Genomic DNA, 16,277 nt, shown 5'->3' with positions numbered 1-16,277 from the left:
CTCCACGGGCAGCTTTCATGAAACGATGGTAGCCGGCTTGACCCTGGAGTAACTACAGGGTGTGCAATGCCGGAAAATTTCCCGAGGAGAGGCGCCATGCCCTGTTGTACTTCCTGTTCGTCGACTCCCCCGGTCGGCCCGCGCTTTCGCCGGGCCCTCTGGGTAGCCCTGTTCGTCAACGTGGCGATGTTCGCCGTGGAAATCGGTGCCGGGATCAAGTCGGGCTCGGTGTCGCTGCTGGCCGATGCCGTGGATTTCGCCGGCGATGCCGCCAACTACGGCATCTCCCTCGCCGTGCTGGCCATGGGCCTGGCCTGGCGGGCGCGGGCGGCGCTGGTCAAGGGGCTGAGCATGGCGGCATTCGGCATCTTCGTGGTGGCCAAGGCCGGCTGGGAAGCCTTCGCCGGCATTCCGCCCGAGCCGCTGACCATGGGGGTGGTCGCCAGCCTGGCGCTGCTCGCCAACGCCGGCGTGGCGCTGATGCTCTACGCCTTCCGCGACGGCGACGCCAACATGCGTTCGGTCTGGCTGTGCAGCCGCAATGACGCCATCGGCAACCTGGCGGTGATGCTCGCCGCAGCCGGGGTATTCGGCACCGGCGCGGGCTGGCCGGATCTGCTGGTGGCGTTGCTGATGGGCGCCCTGGCGCTCAGCGCGGGCATCGCCGTGGTGCGCCAGGCACGCCAGGAGTTGAGGCCGGTGGCTGTCCAGGTGCCGACGCAGGTCCTTTGAGCAACCGGCGGCTCCAGGCTGCTCCGGCTGGATCACTTCTGGAGGGGAGGGGCGCTGGGCGCATTCGTTCAGCCGCCGCAGCTGTGCGCTGCGTCCCGCTCCGTCGACCTCTCCCTTCCTTGACGACGAGCCGCGCCGGTTCCCGGCAGCCGTCCTGAGTTCGCCGCAACCCGTACGGCGCTTTTCAGGAATTTGACTCTGTCTTACAGCTACATGGAAAAATGCCACTATTTTGACGGAGCAAGCCTTGAGCAGGCGTGTCCGCCTGTCGCAGTGGTCGTGCAGGCTGCCTTTCAAGGAGCTTTATTAAACTTGTACAAAACCTGTATTTTTACGTCGTCTTGTACAAGTTTGCGAGGCCTCACCATGAACATGCAGCAGCTTTTCGATCACGCCCGGGACGGGCAGGTCGACGAACTCAACCTGATTTCCCTCGAGGGCGGCATCTACCTGCTGGAGGCCCATCAGGCCGGCCAGCGCCACCTGCTGGTCGACGCTGCCGGCGCCACCCTGCATCTGCGCTCGGTCGAACATGCCCGCGACGTGCTGCAGGGCCTGCCGGAGCTGCCCTTCTACCTGCTGCACACCGTGGTGCACACGGAAATGTGCGGTTTCGCCGACGGCCCCCAGCAACCGCTGAGGGTGCCGATCGCCTTGCAGTCGGCCTGGATGCGCGATGCTTGAGCAGCCTCCGCCCGCGCGGCGCCTGACTCTGGTGCTGGGGGACCAGCTGTCCTTCGACCTGGCCTCCCTGCGCGGGCTCGATCCGCAGCAGGATGCCGTACTGCTTGCCGAGGTGCGCGAGGAAGCCAGCCATGTACCCCATCATCCGAAGAAGATCGCCCTGATCTTCAGCGCCATGCGGCACTTCGCCAGTGCTCTGCGCCGGCGCGGCTATCGCGTGCATTACGTGACCCTCGACGATCCGGAAAACCGCGGCTCGCTGCCCGGCGAGCTGTGCCGCTGGGCCGACCGGCTGCGGGCCCGCGAGGTCCATCTCACCGAATGTGGCGACTGGCGCCTGGAGCAGGCCTTGCGCCACTGTGGCCTGCCGCTGATCTGGCATGTCGATACGCGCTTTCTCTGCGGGCGCGACGAGTTCGCCCGCTGGGCGGCCGACCGCCCGCAATTGCGTATGGAGTTCTTCTACCGGGAGATGCGCCGCAAGAGCGGCCTGTTGCTCGATGTCGACGGCGGACCGCTGGGTGGCGGCTGGAACTGCGACGCGCAGAACCGCAAGCCGCTGCCGGCCGGCATCAAGGCCCCGATGAGCGTGCGCTTCACCCCCGACGCCATCACCCGCGAAGTGCTGGTGCTGGTCGGCGCGCGCTTCGCCGGGCATCCGGGCACCCTGGACGGCTTCGACTATCCGGTCACCCACGGCGAGGCCCGGGCGCTCTGGCAGCATTTCCTCGACTTCGCCCTGCCGGCCTTCGGCGACTACCAGGACGCCATGGCCAGCAGCGAGCCCTTTCTCTTCCATGCGCGGATCGGCGCGGCGCTGAACATCGGCCTGCTCGAGCTGCGCCGGCTCTGCGAGGACGTCGAGGAGGCCTACCGGGCGGGACGGGTGCCGCTGAACGCCGCCGAAGGCTTCATCCGCCAACTGATCGGCTGGCGCGAATACGTGCGCGGCATCTACTGGCTGCAGATGCCCGAATACGCGACCCGCAACGCCTTCGGCAACAGCCGGCCGCTGCCGGCCTTCTACTGGACCGGGCAGACGCGCATGAACTGCCTGCGCCAGAGCATCGGTCAGACTCTCCGGCACGCCTATGCCCACCACATCCAGCGGCTGATGGTCACCGGCAACTTCGCCCTGCTGGCCGGCATCGCTCCGCAGCAGGTCTGCGACTGGTACCTGGCGATGTATCTGGACGCCTTCGAATGGGTCGAGCTGCCCAATACCCTGGGCATGGCGATGCATGCCGACGGCGGCTATCTGGGCTCCAAGCCCTACTGTGCCAGTGGTCAGTACATCCGCCGCATGTCCGACTACTGCGATGGCTGCGCCTACCGGGTCAGCGAGAGCACCGGCGAGCAGGCCTGTCCGTTCAACGCCCTGTACTGGCACTTCCTCATGCGCCACCGCGAGCAGCTCGAGGACAATCCGCGCATGAGCCTGGTCTACAAGACCCTCGGACGGATGCCGGAAACCCGTCAGCAGGCGCTCTGGCGGCGCGGCGAGGATCTCCTGGCGCGGCTCGCCGCCGGAGACGGGCTGTGAGGAAATCGGAACTGCCGGTAAAGACCTGCCCGGTCTGCGGCCTGCCGTTCGCCTGGCGCCGGAAGTGGGCGCGTTGCTGGGGCGAGGTGCGCTACTGCTCGGAGCGTTGCCGGCGCCAGCGGCGCGGCATGGCGGGCTGAACGGGATCGTTCCGGCAGGTTGTTACGGCTTCTTTACGGCAGTGCGTCGGCGGACTGGCAATACTGGCGGCCAATCCGATCTACCCTTGCCTATATATGACCCACACCATGAACGAAGTCCGCGATGTCGCTGCCCGGACGGCGACGGAGCCCATCCGCAGCGGAAGATGCGGTCGTCCCAGGATCTATCTCGCCGCAGTGCCCGGGCTGGGGCAAGACCCTCGCCATGCTGCAGGCCGCCGCGGAGCGGCTGGCCAGGGACAGGGCGTGGCGATCGACGCACTGGCCGCCAGGAAGGCGGATCCCGCTCTCCTGTTCGCTCTGCGCGCGCTCGGTCGGCCCACTCGACTACACCCCGGCGCCCCTCATCGCCGTCCTGCCGGCCGCCCTCTGCCAGCCGCTGGCCCGAGGCCGCCCGCCTGCCCGAGCATTCCCCCGCGCTGCCGGGGACGCGGCCCGGCCAGCCCTTTTCCAGGAGCCTATCCATGAGCGTAGTCGCCCTGCAGTCGAGCCATCCCTCACGCGCTTCCTCGCTGGCCTTGCTGATCGCCGTGAGCGGAGTGGTCTACGGCGACATCGGCACCAGTCCCCTGTACACCCTGCGGGAAGTGTTCGCCGGTCCGTACGGGGTGCCGGCCAACCATGACGGTGTGCTGGGCATCCTCTCGCTGATCTTCTGGTCGCTGCTCTGGGTGGTGTCGCTGAAGTACGTGCTGTTCATGCTGCGCGCCGACAACGAGGGGGAGGGCGGGGTGATGGCGCTGACCACTCTGGCCCGCCGCGCCGCTGCCGCCTACCCGCGGCTCGGTGGCCTGCTGGTGCTGCTCGGGCTGTTCGGCACCGCCTTGTTCTATGGCGACAGCATGATTACCCCGGCGATCTCCGTGCTGTCGGCCGTCGAGGGCCTGGAGGTGGTACTGCCGGCGCTCGGCCACTGGGTGCTGCCGGTGACGGTCGTACTGCTGATCGGCCTGTTCCTGATCCAGCGGCACGGCACCGCGCGCATCGGCATCTTCTTCGGACCGGTGATGGTGAGCTGGTTCTGCGTACTCGGTGCGCTCGGCGTCCATGGCATCCTCCATCGCCCCGAGGTGCTGGAGGCGCTCAATCCCTGGTGGGCGGCGAACTTCTTCATCGCCCATCCGGGCATCGGCATAGCCATCCTCGGAGCCGTGGTGCTGGCGCTGACCGGTGCCGAGGCGCTCTATGCCGACATGGGCCACTTCGGCCGCCGGCCCATCGCCCAGGCCTGGTTCGGCCTGGCGCTGCCCGGATTGCTGCTCAACTACTTCGGCCAGGGCGCGCTGTTGCTGGCCGACCCTGCTGCGGCGCGCAACCCCTTCTACCTGCTGGCGCCCGAGTGGGCGCGATTGCCGATGATCGGCCTGGCCACCCTCGCCACCATCATCGCCTCCCAGGCGGTGATCTCCGGGGCTTTCTCCCTCAGCCACCAGGCGATCCAGCTGGGCTACGTACCACGCATGCAGATCCAGCACACCTCGAGCGCCGAGCAGGGGCAGATCTATATCGGCGTAGTCAACTGGGCGCTGATGGTTGGCGTGCTGCTGCTGGTGCTCGGCTTCGGCTCGTCCGGGGCACTGGCCTCTGCCTACGGCGTGGCGGTGACCACCACCATGCTCATCGACACGCTGCTGGTTTCCGCGGTCATGCTGCTGCTGTGGAAGGTGCCGCGCTGGCTGGCGCTCCCGGTGCTGCTGGGCTTCCTGCTGGTCGACAGCCTGTTCTTCGTCGCCAACGTACCGAAGATCCTCCAGGGCGGGGCCTTCCCGGTGATCGCCGGGATCGGCCTGTTCACCCTGATGACCACCTGGAAGCGCGGCAAGGAAAATCTTTTCGAGCGCCTGGGGGAAACGGCTTTGTCGCTGCCGGCCTTCATCGACAGCGTGCGCCTGCAGCCGCCACACCGGGTGCAGGGCACCGCGGTGTTCCTCGCCGCGCGGACCGACGTGGTGCCCCATGCGCTACTGCACAACCTGCTGCACAATCAGGTGCTGCACGAGCGGGTGGTCCTGCTCACGGTGGTCGTCGAGGACACGCCGCGGGTGCCCGAGGATCGCCGTTTCCAGGTCGACGGCTACGGCGAGGGCTTCTACCGCGTGGTGCTGCACTTCGGCTTCATGGAGGAGCCGGACATTCCCGACGCCCTGCGTCTGAGCCACCTCGAGGATCTCGATTTCAGCCCCATGCGCACCACCTACTTCCTCAGCCGGGAAACCCTCATCCCGATCAGGAGCATCGGCATGGCCTACTGGCGTGAGGCCCTGTTCGTGTTCATGCAGAAGAACGCCAACAGCAGCATGCGCTACTTCCAGCTGCCGGCGAATCGGGTGATCGAGCTGGGGACGCAGGTGGAGATATAGTGGCGGCTTCGCCCGCGTTCGGTTGAGCGGGCCGCCTGCAAGAGAGGGTCAGGCGTCCTTGTCGAGCGGAACGAACGGCGGCAGAGCCTTCTGCAACTGCCCCATAGGGCGCGGATTGAGGGTGCTGTCACGGATGATATCCAGCACGCTTTTCTGGGACTCCGTGGGGGCCGCGTCCACCGCAGCATCCATCAGGGTGCGCCCGCGCTCCTGTTCTCCTTTCCAGTAATGCACCTGGCCCAGGCTCATGAGGAACTGCGCGTCCATGACCTTGCGCAGCCCGGGAGAGGGCCAGCCCTCGTAGGTGGCGTTCTTCTCCAGCGCCAGCTTGAGCAGTTCGATCGCCTCGTCGTGCTTCTGCTGGGCGCTCTTCACATGGGCGAGCTGGCTGTAGACCGCGGGGGCCGGTTCCCTTTCGCTTTCCAGGGCCAGCCTGGCATAGCGCTCGGCCTGGGCCAGGGTATCCGGATCGGCTACTCGGCCACCAGCGGATGCCTGCCTCATGTAGGCGGTCGCCAGTTTGCTGTAGACGTTCGGCCTGGCCTGTTCGGGCAGGCCCTTCGCGAGGGCTTCCTCGAAGGTGGCGATCGCCTCGGCGTCCAGGCTGCTGCGAAACTGGCTGGTGCCCAGGATATCGAGCAGGCGAGGATCCCGATTGCCCGAGATCAGCCTGGCCTCGAGGAAGTCGATGGCTTCGGTTTCGCGGCGCGCCTCTACCAGGCACCAGCCCTTGAGCGCTACATAGTCGCGCCAGTCCTTGCCGGAAACGTCCCGAGGCTCTTCAAGGGCCTCTATCTGGAGCTGGATCTGTGGGCAGGCCTTGGTCCAACCCTGTCGCTTGACGATCTCGATCAGCGCTTTCTGCGTGGCGTCGGCAGCCAGGCAGACATCGGCAACTGCCATGCCGGCAGCCAGCAGTGAAACGAGTACGCTTCGGGCCTTCATGAACTGCTCCTTGTTGCCCAATGAGAATTGTTCGCGATTTGATCCGTTCGGTTTCTCGCGGTCAAGCACCCCCGAGTGGTAGTCGAGGGATAGGCTCTGCATCTGAGCTTCCGTCTTCCAGGCTCTGGCTATGGAGGAGGGGGCGCAACATGCCGACGATGATCACCGTTGCTTCGAAGGCTCGGGCATGCACCGGGGAAAGGGATCGACCCCATGGTCTGACCTTTGATCCTTCGAGCATAGTCGAGCCGGTCAGGTAACGGGCGATCGCCCGCCGGCCATGGGCCTCAGGCATCGTCGGATGGCGGGGAGGCTATAGGGCATGCGCTGCCTCGGCTGCTGCAGTTTCGTGCAGCGCTGGGAGAGCTGCAAGGTAGCGCTGTTATCGATGAACCGGGATTGCCGGCATCCGGGGGCGGACATGCCGCCCCCCGCGCCCGACAGGCGCGCGGCGGACGGCGACTGGGTCGGTTACAGGAAGGTGAAGATGTCCTCGGCCGGCAGACGCGACTTCGGCAGCCTGGCGTTGAAGTCGTCGTCGCTGCGATAGCCCAGGCTGACGATCACCACACTGGTGAAGCCGCGCTCGCGCAGGCCCAGCTCCTCGTCGAGCCTGTGGAGGTCGAAGCCCTCGATGGGCGTGGCGTCCACGCCGAGAGCGGCGGCGCCGAGCAGCAGGGTTCCCAGGGCCAGGTAGACCTGCTTCTCCATCCAGTGCTGCAGGTCCTTGCGGTCGTAGCGGTGCAGATTGACGTAGGTGCTGCGCACGTTGCCCTGGCCGGCCTTGCCTTCCGGGTTGGCGAAGCGGCCGTCGAGGTCTTCCTGGTTGAGCACGGCCTTGAGGTGGGCCGCATCCAGATCGGTACGGGCGCAGAGCACCACGACGTGGGAGGCGTTGAGGATCTTCGCCTCGTTGTAGGCGTAGCCGTCCTGGGTCGCCTTGGCGATGCGGGCCTTGCCTTCCTCGCTGGCGGCGATGATGTGGTGCCAGGGCTGCGAGTTCACCGAGGACGGGCTGTAGCGCAGCAGGGTCTGCAACTCCTCCATGGTGCTCTCGGGCACCTTGCGGGTGGGGTCGTAGGCCTTGGTGGTGTAGCGGGTCCTGGCGGCATTGGCGATAGTCAAGGTTCGTTCTCCTGTTGATGATTTCCCAAGGTGCTCGGCTGTCTCCGTTCCCGCCTCGGGCGCGGTGAGCGGCTGGGTGGATGTTCGGCTGTGCAGCTTTCAATGAAAAGCAGCAAAATCAGCCAACACTTTCACTTGAGGAGTGAAAATGATCCGCCTGGAGGATCTGACCCTGTTCATTCGCTCCGCCGCCCTCGGCAGCTTTTCCGCTGCGGCCCGGGAAGTCGACCTGCTGCCCGGACAGGTCAGCGCGGCAATCAAGCGTCTGGAGCGGCACCTGGACATCCGCCTGTTCGCCCGCTCGACGCGCAGCCTGCGGCTGACCGCCGAAGGCGAGCAGTACCTGCCCTATGCCGAGCGGGTACTGGAGACCCTGCGCGAAGGCCACGAGCGTCTGCACCGGGAGCGGGCCGACCTGCAGGGCCTGCTGCAGGTCAGCGCGCCCTCCGATCTGGGGCGCAACCTGCTGCTGCCCTGGCTTTCGAAGTTCTGCCGCGAGCATCCGCGGCTGACTCTGCGCCTGCTGCTCTCCGATCAGGTCGCCGATATCTTCCGCGATCCCATCGACGTGGCGATTCGCTATGGTCCCATGGAGGACGCCAGCTTCATCGCCCTGCCGCTGGCGCCGGACAACCGCCGGGTGCTGGTGGCCGCACCGGATTACCTGGCGCGCAGCGGGCGGCCGCAGACGCTCGACGAGTTGGCCGGGCACGCCTGCCTGGTCTACCTGCTGGGCGGACGGGCCCACGATAAGTGGGGATTCGAGGAGCAGGGGCACCGGCGGGTGATCGCGGTTCGCGGCGGCCTCTTGAGCGACGATGCCGACGTGGTGCGCCGCTGGGCCATCGCCGGACACGGCATCGCCTACAAATCCTGGCTGGATGTGGGCGAGGACGTGGCGGCGGGGCGTCTGGAGGTGCTGCTCGGCGATTGTCCGGGCGAGCCGGCGCCGCTGCATCTGGTCTGTCCGCACCGCAAGCAGTTCTCGCCGGCGGTCCAGCAGTTCCACGCCCTGCTCAGGAGCCGTTTCGCGGAACTGGGCGAGCGCCTGCGGCGGCTGGCCGAGGCGCCCTGAGCGCTCAGCGGTTCACATCCACCACGACCCGCCCGCGCACCTTCCCGGCGAGCAGCTCGCCGGCCACGGGAATGGCCTCGTCCAGGCCGATCTCGCGGGTGATCTCGTCCAGCAGCGCCAGGTCCAGGTCGCGGGCCAGGCGTTCCCAGGCGGCGATGCGCTCCTCGCGGGGGCGCATCACGCTGTCGATGCCGGCCAGGGTCACGCCGCGCAGGATGAAGGGCGCCACCGTGGCCGGGAAGTCCATGCCCTGGGCCAGGCCGCAGGCGGCGACGGTGCCGCCGTAGCGGGTCGCGGCGCAGGCGTTGGCCAGGGTATGGCTGCCCAGCGAGTCGATCACCCCGGCCCAGCGCTCCCTGGCCAGCGGCCGGCCGGGCTCGGACAGCGTGCTGCGGTCGATGATCTCGGCGGCGCCGAGCTTCTTCAGGTAATCGGCCTGATCCGGGCGGCCAGTGGAGGCGACCACCCGGTAGCCGAGGCGGGCGAGCAGGGCGATGGCGACGCTGCCGACCCCGCCGTTGGCGCCGGTGACCAGGATCTCGCCCTGTTCGGGCGTCACGCCGTGGCGCTCCAGGGCCAGCACCGAAAGCATCGCGGTATAGCCGGCGGTCCCGATGGCCATGGCCTGGCGCGTCGTGAAGCCGTGGGGCAGGGGGATCAGCCAGCGGCTGTCCAGTCGCGCCTTCTGCGCCAGTCCGCCCCAGTGGTTCTCGCCGACACCCCAGCCGTTGAGCAGCACCGCATCGCCGGCCTTGAAATCCGGGTTGTCGCTGGCCTCCACCGTCCCCGCCAGGTCGATCCCCGGCACCATCGGGAACTTGCGCACCACCGGCCCCTTGCCGGTGATGGCCAGCGCGTCCTTGTAGTTCAGCGTGCTGTAGTCGACCCGCATGGTCACATCGCCCTCGGGCAGTTGCGCCTCGTCCAGCTGGGTGGTCCGCGCGCGGTAACCCGCTTCTTCGTCCTTTTCGATCAGGATCGCCTTGAACATGCATCGCCTCCTTTTTAGACCGATCGTCTATTCTGGGTCGAAAAACAGGCCGGGACGCGCGTGTGCGTGCCTGGCCTTGGCCCGCAGCCGCTCTGGCGTCGTTGCAGGCTCGCGGGATTATAGACCGTATGTCTTTAAAGAAAAGCAGGTAGGCTGGTGCCGGTGTACTGATGCAACCACGGCAAGGCTTTCGCCTGCCTGCAGTAGTCGACCGGCGTCAAGACTCTGGCCGTAGGGCTCTGGATAGGAGGGGTAAAGGCAGAGTCTGGCGGTAAGTGGCGTGGTTCCCGACTATTTTGAGCAGCTAGAGACAGCCTGGTTGGAGCAGGGATACATCATTGGCGAGCCGCTCGGCAATCTCCGCCCCCATGGCGAAGCCACGGATAGCGGTAGTGCTGAGTTTCCGGCACCGTTTTGACCTCCACCTCGTCTTTTCCTGACCGCGCGAAAGGGCAAGCGATCGGCTTTGTATCTTCCGACCGCTGCATGTCGATTCGCGACTGTCCTGCTGACGACTCCCATGCTTGCCGCATTTCGCTTTTGCGGGATGGACGCTGGCATTGCGTCAGGCTCCGTCGTCGGCCCGCTGTGTTGGGGAGCGCAGCGTTCGCATTGAGCCTCAGGCCCGGCGGGCGCAGCTCGAAAGAGTGTGTTGATCAAGTTCCCCTCGGGTTGGCTGCAAGTACCCGGCGATCTCCTGAGCGGCAATTGGCCGATCCAGCGAACGGATATGGAATTGCTGCGCCCGGCGGCAGGCGTCTGGTTGCCGCTCCAGTTATAAATCCTGAAATCGGAAATCTATGGGGGTGCAAGTCTTCACCTCGGGAAAGCCTCGAGCCAACCAACCAGGTAATCAGAAAGGGGTAGAGCGGACTGTTGCTTTGCGAGGGCGTGGGAGGGAGAGGGAAAGCCAGGACGTTGGCTTGGCCGCCCGGTGAGTCCTGGCTTAAGGACGGGGCCGCAGGGGCTGTCGAGAATAGTGCCTGTACTACGCTTTAACGGGTTACGGTCGTTTGTTCGGGGAAAAGCATGCAGCAGGAAACCTACGAAATCAGCACCATGATCCGCAGCGAAGTCGATCTGGCGATCGAGTGGGCGGCCAATGAGGGCTGGAATCCGGGCATCCACGATGCAGAGTGCTTCCATGCGGCCGATCCGCACGGCTTCCTGATCGGGCTGTTGAACGACGAGCCGATCGCCACGGTTTCGGCGGTCAGGTATGGCGATTCCTTCGGTTTCATCGGCCTTTACATCGTCCGGCCGGAATACCGTGGCAAGGGGTACGGCTCGCAGATTCTCAAGGCAGCGACCGACCATCTCGCCGGACGCAACATCGGGCTCGATGGCGTGGTCGCCCAGCAGGAGCAGTACCGGCGGCTCGGTTTCAGGCTGGCCTACCGCAATGTGCGCTACGAAGGGCGGGGGCCTGCCAGGGCTTCTGCGGAGCCGAACGCGCTCGTCGACCTGACCTCATTGTCCTTCGCGGCGGTCGAGGCTTATGACCGGGCTTTCTTCCCGGCGCCGCGGACCCGCTTTCTCGAGCGCTGGATCGGCCAGCCCGACGCCAGGGCGCTGGGCATCCTGCAGGCAGGCCGTCTCGCCGGTTACGGCGTCCGGCGCAAGTGCTTCTCCGGCTACAAGATCGGCCCCCTGTTCGCCGACACGCCAGCGCTGGCGCAAGCGCTCCTGGTGGAACTGCGCGAGGGTATCGAAGCGGCGGAGCCGTTCTATCTGGATGTGCCGGAGGTCAACCGGGCGGCGGTCGAGCTGGCCGAGCGCCACGGCATGCAGGTGGTGTTCGAGACGGCCCGCATGTATGCGGGCGCCGAGCCGGACTTGGCACTCGACCGCCTCTATGGCGTGACCACCTTCGAGCTGGGCTGAAACCTCTCCTTGGCCGGCAGGCTGGCTCATGGATTCATGCCAGCTTTCCGGCTTCCTTCCGCCGCATCCGTTTCGCCCGCGCCTCGAGGCCCAGGTAGACCAGGCTGGCGACCGAGAGCGGCAGCAGGTAATAGATCGCCCGGTAGCCGAGCAGCGCGGCCAGCACGCTGTCGCGTTCGACCTGCTGGTGGAGCAGGGCGACGAACACCGTTTCCAGCACGCCAAGGCCGGCGGGGATGTGGGTGAGCACGCCGGCGATGCTGGCGATCAGCAGGGTGCCGAGCACGCTGCCATAGCCGACCTGCTGCAACAGCAGGGTGTGGATGACCAGCGCCATCAGCAGCCAGTTGCCGGCGCCCAGGACGAGCTGCCAGAGGGCCAGGCGCAGGCTCGGCAGGCCGAGCGAATGCCCGCGCACGCTCAGCACGCGGCGGCGGGAGAAGGCACAGAGCAGCAGGTAGAGTGCGACCAGCACCAGCAGCAGGACACCCAGGGCCTGCAGACTGCCGTGGCCGATCGCCCAATGCGCCGGGGGGCGCACGGTGCCGGCGGCGAAGGTCAGCCCGGCGAGCAGCAGGTAGGCGATCCAGTTGGTCGTCAGGCTCAGGCTGTAGATCCGGGTGATCTGCAGGGTGGACAGGCCGAGGCGCGAGTAGAGGCGGTAGCGCATGGCCAGGCCGCCGATCCAGGCGCCGAGGTTGAGGTTGAAGGCATAGCAGACGAAGGTCACCGCCAGCACCTGGCCCTGCGGCAGCTGGTGATGGGCGTAGCGGCGTCCGAGCAGGTCGAAGCAGCTGTAGAGCAGGTGGCTGGCGGCGGCGATGGCCAGGGCCAGCAGCAGGATGCCCGGGCGGTAGCCGGCCAGCGTGGCGAGGACGTTTCGCCATTCGATGTTGCGCGCCAGGCTGAACAGCAGCCCGGTCATCAGGAGAAAGAAGATCCAGACGAGGACACGCCGGACCAGCGGCCAGTGGCTGCGCAGCCGTGCTGCGAGGGATGCGGCGGCCTTCATGGGCTGGGCTTGCGCAGGTTATCGCCGTCGTCCGGACGGGGGCAGCCCTGCAGGACCTCCACCCTCGGGGTGTGCGCCGGCAGCCAGCCGACCCAGGCCGGGAAGTGGGTGAGGGCGTGGTAGGCGAGGAAGGCCAGGGGCATGCGCCACCAGGCGTCGCGGGCGATCTTCTCCCTGGTCATGAGCCGGCAGTGGTCGCGCCGCAGCCGCTCCAGCCGCGCATTCAATTCATGGTTGAAGGCCCAGTCGCGAATGATCAGGTTGGCCTCCAGGTTGAGCGACAGGCTCAACGGGTCGAGGTTGCTCGAGCCGACGGTGGCCCATTCGTCGTCGGCCAGGGCGACCTTGCCGTGCAGCGGACGGTCGCAGTATTCGTGGATGAGCACGCCGTCCTTGAGCAGGTACTCGTAGAACAGGCGCGCACCGAACTTGGCGATCGGCATGTCCGGCTGGCCCTGCAGGATCAGTTCCACCTTGACCCCGCGCCGCGCGGCCCGGCGGATTTCCCTCAGCAGGCGGTAGCCGGGGAAGAAATAGGCATTGGCGATCACCAGCCGGCGGCGGGCCTGGCGGATGGCTTCCAGGTACTGCTCCTCGATGTCGTTGGTATGGCTGCGGTTGTCACGGCTGACGAAAAGTGCCTGGGCCGTGCCCTCGGCAGCCATCTCTGCCGGCTGCTGGCCGCTGCCGCCGTTGCGGACGCGACGCTGCCGGCGCCACCAGAGCCGCGATGGCTCGGTGGCCGCGATGCTGGCGAGGGCGAAACGATGGATATCGCGGGTCACCGGACCGATTACCTCGACGGAGTAGTCCTGCTTGGCGGTCGGGCCGAAATCGCCCAGATGATCGGCGGAGAAGTTGATGCCGCCGAGGAAGACGCGGCTGCCGTCGATCACCACGATCTTGCGGTGCAGGCGGCGGAACAGGTTGGTGCGCATGCCGAACAGCTTCGAGCGCGGATCGAACATGCGAATGCGGATGCCCACCTCGGTCATGGCCGCGACGAACTCCGGCGTCAGGTCCGCCGAGCCGTAGCCGTCCACGGTGATCTCGACATGCACGCCGCGCCGTGCCGCGGCGATCAGCTCGCGGTGCAGTTCGTTGCCGACCTTGTCCTCGAAGAGGATGAAGGTCTCGAGGAGGATCTCCTGGCGGGCCTGGCGGATAGCCTCGAACACCCGCGGAAAGAACTCCTCGCCGTTTTCCAGCAGCCACAGGTGGTTGTCGTGTCGCCAGGGAAAGTTCATAGGCGCACCTCCGCCGCGAGGGGCAGGTGATCGGAGAGGTGGGGCCAGGGGGTGTGGGAAAGCACCTTGACGTGCTGCGGGCTGACGTTGCGCACGTAGATGCGGTCCAGGCGCAGCAGGGGCAGGCGCGCCGGGAAGCTGCGCGCGCACTGGCCATGGCTGTGTTCGAAGACCTCGACCAGGCCGCAGCCGCGCAGGCGGTTGGAGGCGCGCAGGCGCCAGTCGTTGAAGTCTCCGGCGACCACGATGCGCGCATCGGCCGGCAGCGACTGGATCAGCTCGCAGAGCAGGCCGAGCTGCTTCTGCCGGTGGCTTTCGAGCAGGCCCAGGTGCACGCAGATGGCATGCACCTCCGGCTGTCCCGGCACCTCCAGCTCGCAGTGCAGCAGGCCGCGGCGCTCCGGGCCGGGTACGGAGATGTCGAGGTTGCGGTAGCGCTGGATGGAGTATTTGGACAGCACGGCATTGCCGTGGTCGCCATCCGGGTAGACGGCGTTGCGCCCGTAGGCGAAGTCGCCCCACATGCTGTCGGCGAGGAATTCGTAGTGCGGGGTTTCCGGCCAGTTGCGATGTCGCCGGGCATGGCTCTCGTGGGTGCCGAGCACCTCCTGGAGGAACACCAGGTCGGCCGAGACGTCGCGCACCGCTTCGCGCAGTTCGTGCAGGATGAAGCGGCGGTTGAACGCGGTGAAGCCCTTGTGGGTGTTCACCGTGAGGATGTGCAGGGATTCGACGCGCTGTTCTCCGTTGTGGGGTTGGCTCACATAACTGCTCCTTGTGCTTTCGACTGCAGGGCGCTGTCCCGGCCGGGTCGCCGGCTCCACCGGCAAATCGCCGGGGCCCTGACATGACGGGGCGCAGCCCGTCCCGCCGGCGCCGGATGGCGTCGGGATCGATGACTCCTCCCACGCCCGGCCGCTGCGCCGGGCCTCCTTCCGTCGCTCCCCCGGACCGGGCCTGTCGTGCTCCGGGACACAATGGTCGCCGACAGGACCGCGACGCATGTCGAAACCTGCCGGGACGCTTCGAGGGGGCAATCCTGGTGATCGCGCTTTCGTCAGGCCGGCTCCGGCAGGCTCCGCCGGGTCCTGGCGTGGAGCCCCGGACTGGAGACCGGGGCTCGGCCCGTCAACCCGGGGACCCGTGGTCATGGGCCTTGCGCCTGGCTTCAGCGCTGTGCCGGCCGCGGGCTGACGGATACCGGATCGCTGGCGGGAAAGGTTTCCTCGATGCCTTCATCGAGCAGCTCGTCCGTGTTCACCGTTTCCTCGCTGCCTGTCGTGCCGCCCTGCATCTGCTGCGGATGCAGCTCGACCTTGATCCAGCCGTGCTCGCGCCGGTCGAAGGCCTTGATGGCGGCGATGGCGTCGCCCATCGGCTTGATCTGCGTGAGGATCTTCGCCGGATCGATGCGCTTGGCCAGGATCAGCTCGATCAACTTGGGGATGTATTTGCGGTGGTGACAGTTGCCCATGTTGATGGTCAGGTTCTTCTCCGTCGCCAGGCCGATGGGGAAGCTGTGAGCCTGCGGCGGATAGACTCCGATGATCGACAGGGTGCCGGCCTTGGCCAGTGCCTCCACGGCCCATTCCAGGGCCTGGCTGGGCGCATCGCCCGGCCGCCAGTTGGCCCCGTCGGGATGGGTCTCCGGCGCCACGGTGGCGACCTCGCGGGCGAAGCGTTCCTCCTCTTCGGGATCGTGGCCATGCTGGAAGGCGTGCTCGTGCTCGGCATCCACGCCCACCGCGTCGATGGCCCGGTCGACGCCGATGCCGTCGGTCAGCCGGCGCAGGGTCTGCACCGGGTCCTCGCGGTTGAAGTCGATGGTTTCCGCGCCCTGCTGGCGCGCCATCTGCAGGCGGTCCGGACACTGGTCGATGGCGAACACCCGTGCGGCGCCGAGCAACTTGGCGCTGGCGATGGCGAACTGGCCGACTGGGCCGCAGCCGAACACGGCGACGGTGTCGCCGTCATCGATTTCGGCCATTTCCGCGCCGAAATAGCCGGTGGGAAAGATGTCCGAGAGCAGGATGGCCTGATCGTCGCTGATCTCGCTGGGCAGCTTGACCAGGCCGATGTTGGCGAAGGGAATCCGCGCCTTTTCCGCCTGCAGTCCCTGGAAGGGCCCGGTCTGCGCAGGGCCCCCGTAGAAGGCGGTGCCGGCTTCCTTGCCGTTGGGGTTGGCCACGTCGCACTGGGCGTAGTAGCCGGCGCGGCAATAGGAGCAGTTGCCGCAGGCGATGGTGGAGGGGATCACCACGCGATCGCCGATCTGCAGGTTGCGCACCTCCTCGCCCAACTGTTCGACGATGCCGACGCCCTCGTGGCCGAGGATGGTGCCCGGGCGCATGCCGCCGACAGTGCCGCGGATGAAGTGCAGGTCGGTTCCGCAGATGGCCGACGCGGTCAGGCGGACGATCGCATCGGTCGGTGCTTCGATTTGGGGCTCCGGTACATCATCCAGGCGGATGTCGCCGATGTCGTGGAAAACTACCGCTTTCATAGGCACCTCCCCGGA

At 66.9% G+C, this 16,277-nt stretch carries 14 protein-coding genes; 7 read left to right on the top strand and 7 right to left on the bottom strand.

The window, feature by feature from the left end; genetic code table 11:
• The first annotated feature begins 96 nt into the window (after nt 1–96).
• From GCU53_RS02090 to GCU53_RS02070, 5 genes are all read left to right on the top strand, one after another.
• Nucleotides 97–732: a cation efflux transmembrane domain-containing protein gene (locus GCU53_RS02090; RefSeq protein ID WP_152386142.1), complete on the top strand. Its 636-nt coding sequence runs from the start codon at nt 97–99 to the stop codon at nt 730–732.
• Between the two features lie 366 nt (nt 733–1,098).
• The gene (locus GCU53_RS02085) at nt 1,099–1,416 is read left to right on the top strand and encodes a DUF6482 family protein (protein ID WP_152386141.1); all 318 of its coding nucleotides are present in this window, start codon (nt 1,099–1,101) and stop codon (nt 1,414–1,416) included.
• A complete protein-coding gene (locus GCU53_RS02080; RefSeq protein ID WP_152386140.1) occupies nt 1,409–2,959 on the top strand; it encodes a cryptochrome/photolyase family protein in 1,551 nt (516 codons plus the stop codon). Before GCU53_RS02085 ends, GCU53_RS02080 begins: the two co-directional genes overlap by 8 nt.
• Nucleotides 2,956–3,099, top strand: coding sequence for a DUF2256 domain-containing protein (locus tag GCU53_RS02075; RefSeq protein WP_152386139.1), 144 nt, complete (start codon nt 2,956–2,958; stop codon nt 3,097–3,099). The genes GCU53_RS02080 and GCU53_RS02075 overlap by 4 nt, the downstream gene beginning before the upstream one ends.
• A gap of 485 nt (nt 3,100–3,584) precedes the next feature.
• Complete coding sequence (locus tag GCU53_RS02070; protein ID WP_152386138.1) at nt 3,585–5,480, top strand: potassium transporter Kup; 1,896 nt, start codon at nt 3,585–3,587, stop codon at nt 5,478–5,480.
• Nucleotides 5,481–5,528: 48 nt separating this feature from the next.
• On the opposite strand, the gene GCU53_RS02065 is transcribed toward GCU53_RS02070, so the two are convergent.
• Nucleotides 5,529–6,425: a hypothetical protein gene (locus tag GCU53_RS02065; RefSeq protein ID WP_152386137.1), complete on the bottom strand. Its 897-nt coding sequence runs from the start codon at nt 6,423–6,425 to the stop codon at nt 5,529–5,531.
• Nucleotides 6,426–6,896: 471 nt separating this feature from the next.
• Nucleotides 6,897–7,550, bottom strand: a complete 654-nt coding sequence (gene nfsB, locus GCU53_RS02060) for an oxygen-insensitive NAD(P)H nitroreductase (RefSeq protein WP_152386136.1) — start codon at nt 7,548–7,550, stop codon at nt 6,897–6,899.
• A gap of 148 nt (nt 7,551–7,698) precedes the next feature.
• Here nfsB and GCU53_RS02055 point away from each other — a divergent pair, with 148 nt between their 5' ends.
• Nucleotides 7,699–8,625 (top strand): LysR family transcriptional regulator, encoded by a 927-nt coding sequence (locus GCU53_RS02055; RefSeq protein WP_152386135.1) that lies wholly within the window; start codon nt 7,699–7,701, stop codon nt 8,623–8,625.
• A 4-nt stretch (nt 8,626–8,629) separates the two neighbouring features.
• Here GCU53_RS02055 and acuI read toward each other — a convergent pair whose 3' ends face one another.
• The gene (acuI, locus tag GCU53_RS02050) at nt 8,630–9,616 is read right to left on the bottom strand and encodes an acrylyl-CoA reductase (NADPH) (protein WP_152386134.1); all 987 of its coding nucleotides are present in this window, start codon (nt 9,614–9,616) and stop codon (nt 8,630–8,632) included.
• A gap of 1,029 nt (nt 9,617–10,645) precedes the next feature.
• Between acuI and GCU53_RS02045 the strand changes: the two genes are divergently transcribed.
• Nucleotides 10,646–11,500 (top strand): GNAT family N-acetyltransferase, encoded by an 855-nt coding sequence (locus GCU53_RS02045; protein WP_152386133.1) that lies wholly within the window; start codon nt 10,646–10,648, stop codon nt 11,498–11,500.
• A gap of 34 nt (nt 11,501–11,534) precedes the next feature.
• Here the strand turns inward: GCU53_RS02045 and GCU53_RS02040 are convergent, their stop codons facing one another.
• The 4 genes from GCU53_RS02040 to GCU53_RS02025 all read right to left on the bottom strand — a co-directional run bounded on the left by GCU53_RS02040 (nt 11,535) and on the right by GCU53_RS02025 (nt 16,262).
• Nucleotides 11,535–12,512, bottom strand: a complete 978-nt coding sequence (locus tag GCU53_RS02040) for a lysylphosphatidylglycerol synthase domain-containing protein (protein ID WP_152386132.1) — start codon at nt 12,510–12,512, stop codon at nt 11,535–11,537.
• Nucleotides 12,509–13,759, bottom strand: coding sequence for a cardiolipin synthase ClsB (gene clsB / locus GCU53_RS02035; RefSeq protein WP_152386131.1), 1,251 nt, complete (start codon nt 13,757–13,759; stop codon nt 12,509–12,511). Before clsB ends, GCU53_RS02040 begins: the two co-directional genes overlap by 4 nt.
• On the bottom strand, nt 13,756–14,523 hold the full coding sequence (locus GCU53_RS02030; protein ID WP_244307009.1) for an endonuclease/exonuclease/phosphatase family protein: 768 nt from the start codon (nt 14,521–14,523) through the stop codon (nt 13,756–13,758). Before GCU53_RS02030 ends, clsB begins: the two co-directional genes overlap by 4 nt.
• A gap of 404 nt (nt 14,524–14,927) precedes the next feature.
• The gene (locus tag GCU53_RS02025; RefSeq protein WP_152386130.1) at nt 14,928–16,262 is read right to left on the bottom strand and encodes a zinc-dependent alcohol dehydrogenase; all 1,335 of its coding nucleotides are present in this window, start codon (nt 16,260–16,262) and stop codon (nt 14,928–14,930) included.
• Nucleotides 16,263–16,277 lie beyond the last annotated feature (15 nt).

Source organism: Azotobacter salinestris, assembly GCF_009363155.1.
GTDB classification, from domain to species: Bacteria; Pseudomonadota; Gammaproteobacteria; order Pseudomonadales; family Pseudomonadaceae; genus Azotobacter; species Azotobacter salinestris.
The sequence above is the reverse complement of the archived record's forward strand: the minus strand, read 5'-3'. Positions and strand labels throughout refer to the sequence as shown.

What these genes read in the sequence shown, in the direction of transcription:
- GCU53_RS02080 (WP_152386140.1), top strand. Translation starts at nt 1,409, where the DNA reads ATGCTTGAGCAGCCTCCGCCCGCGCGGCGCCTGACTCTGGTGCTGGGG.
- GCU53_RS02065 (WP_152386137.1), bottom strand. Translation starts at nt 6,425, where the DNA reads ATGAAGGCCCGAAGCGTACTCGTTTCACTGCTGGCTGCCGGCATGGCA.
- acuI (WP_152386134.1), bottom strand. Translation starts at nt 9,616, where the DNA reads ATGTTCAAGGCGATCCTGATCGAAAAGGACGAAGAAGCGGGTTACCGC.
- GCU53_RS02085 (WP_152386141.1), top strand. Translation starts at nt 1,099, where the DNA reads ATGAACATGCAGCAGCTTTTCGATCACGCCCGGGACGGGCAGGTCGAC.
- clsB (WP_152386131.1), bottom strand. Translation starts at nt 13,759, where the DNA reads ATGAACTTTCCCTGGCGACACGACAACCACCTGTGGCTGCTGGAAAAC.
- GCU53_RS02070 (WP_152386138.1), top strand. Translation starts at nt 3,585, where the DNA reads ATGAGCGTAGTCGCCCTGCAGTCGAGCCATCCCTCACGCGCTTCCTCG.
- GCU53_RS02025 (WP_152386130.1), bottom strand. Translation starts at nt 16,262, where the DNA reads ATGAAAGCGGTAGTTTTCCACGACATCGGCGACATCCGCCTGGATGAT.
- GCU53_RS02055 (WP_152386135.1), top strand. Translation starts at nt 7,699, where the DNA reads ATGATCCGCCTGGAGGATCTGACCCTGTTCATTCGCTCCGCCGCCCTC.
- GCU53_RS02040 (WP_152386132.1), bottom strand. Translation starts at nt 12,512, where the DNA reads ATGAAGGCCGCCGCATCCCTCGCAGCACGGCTGCGCAGCCACTGGCCG.
- GCU53_RS02090 (WP_152386142.1), top strand. Translation starts at nt 97, where the DNA reads ATGCCCTGTTGTACTTCCTGTTCGTCGACTCCCCCGGTCGGCCCGCGC.
- GCU53_RS02045 (WP_152386133.1), top strand. Translation starts at nt 10,646, where the DNA reads ATGCAGCAGGAAACCTACGAAATCAGCACCATGATCCGCAGCGAAGTC.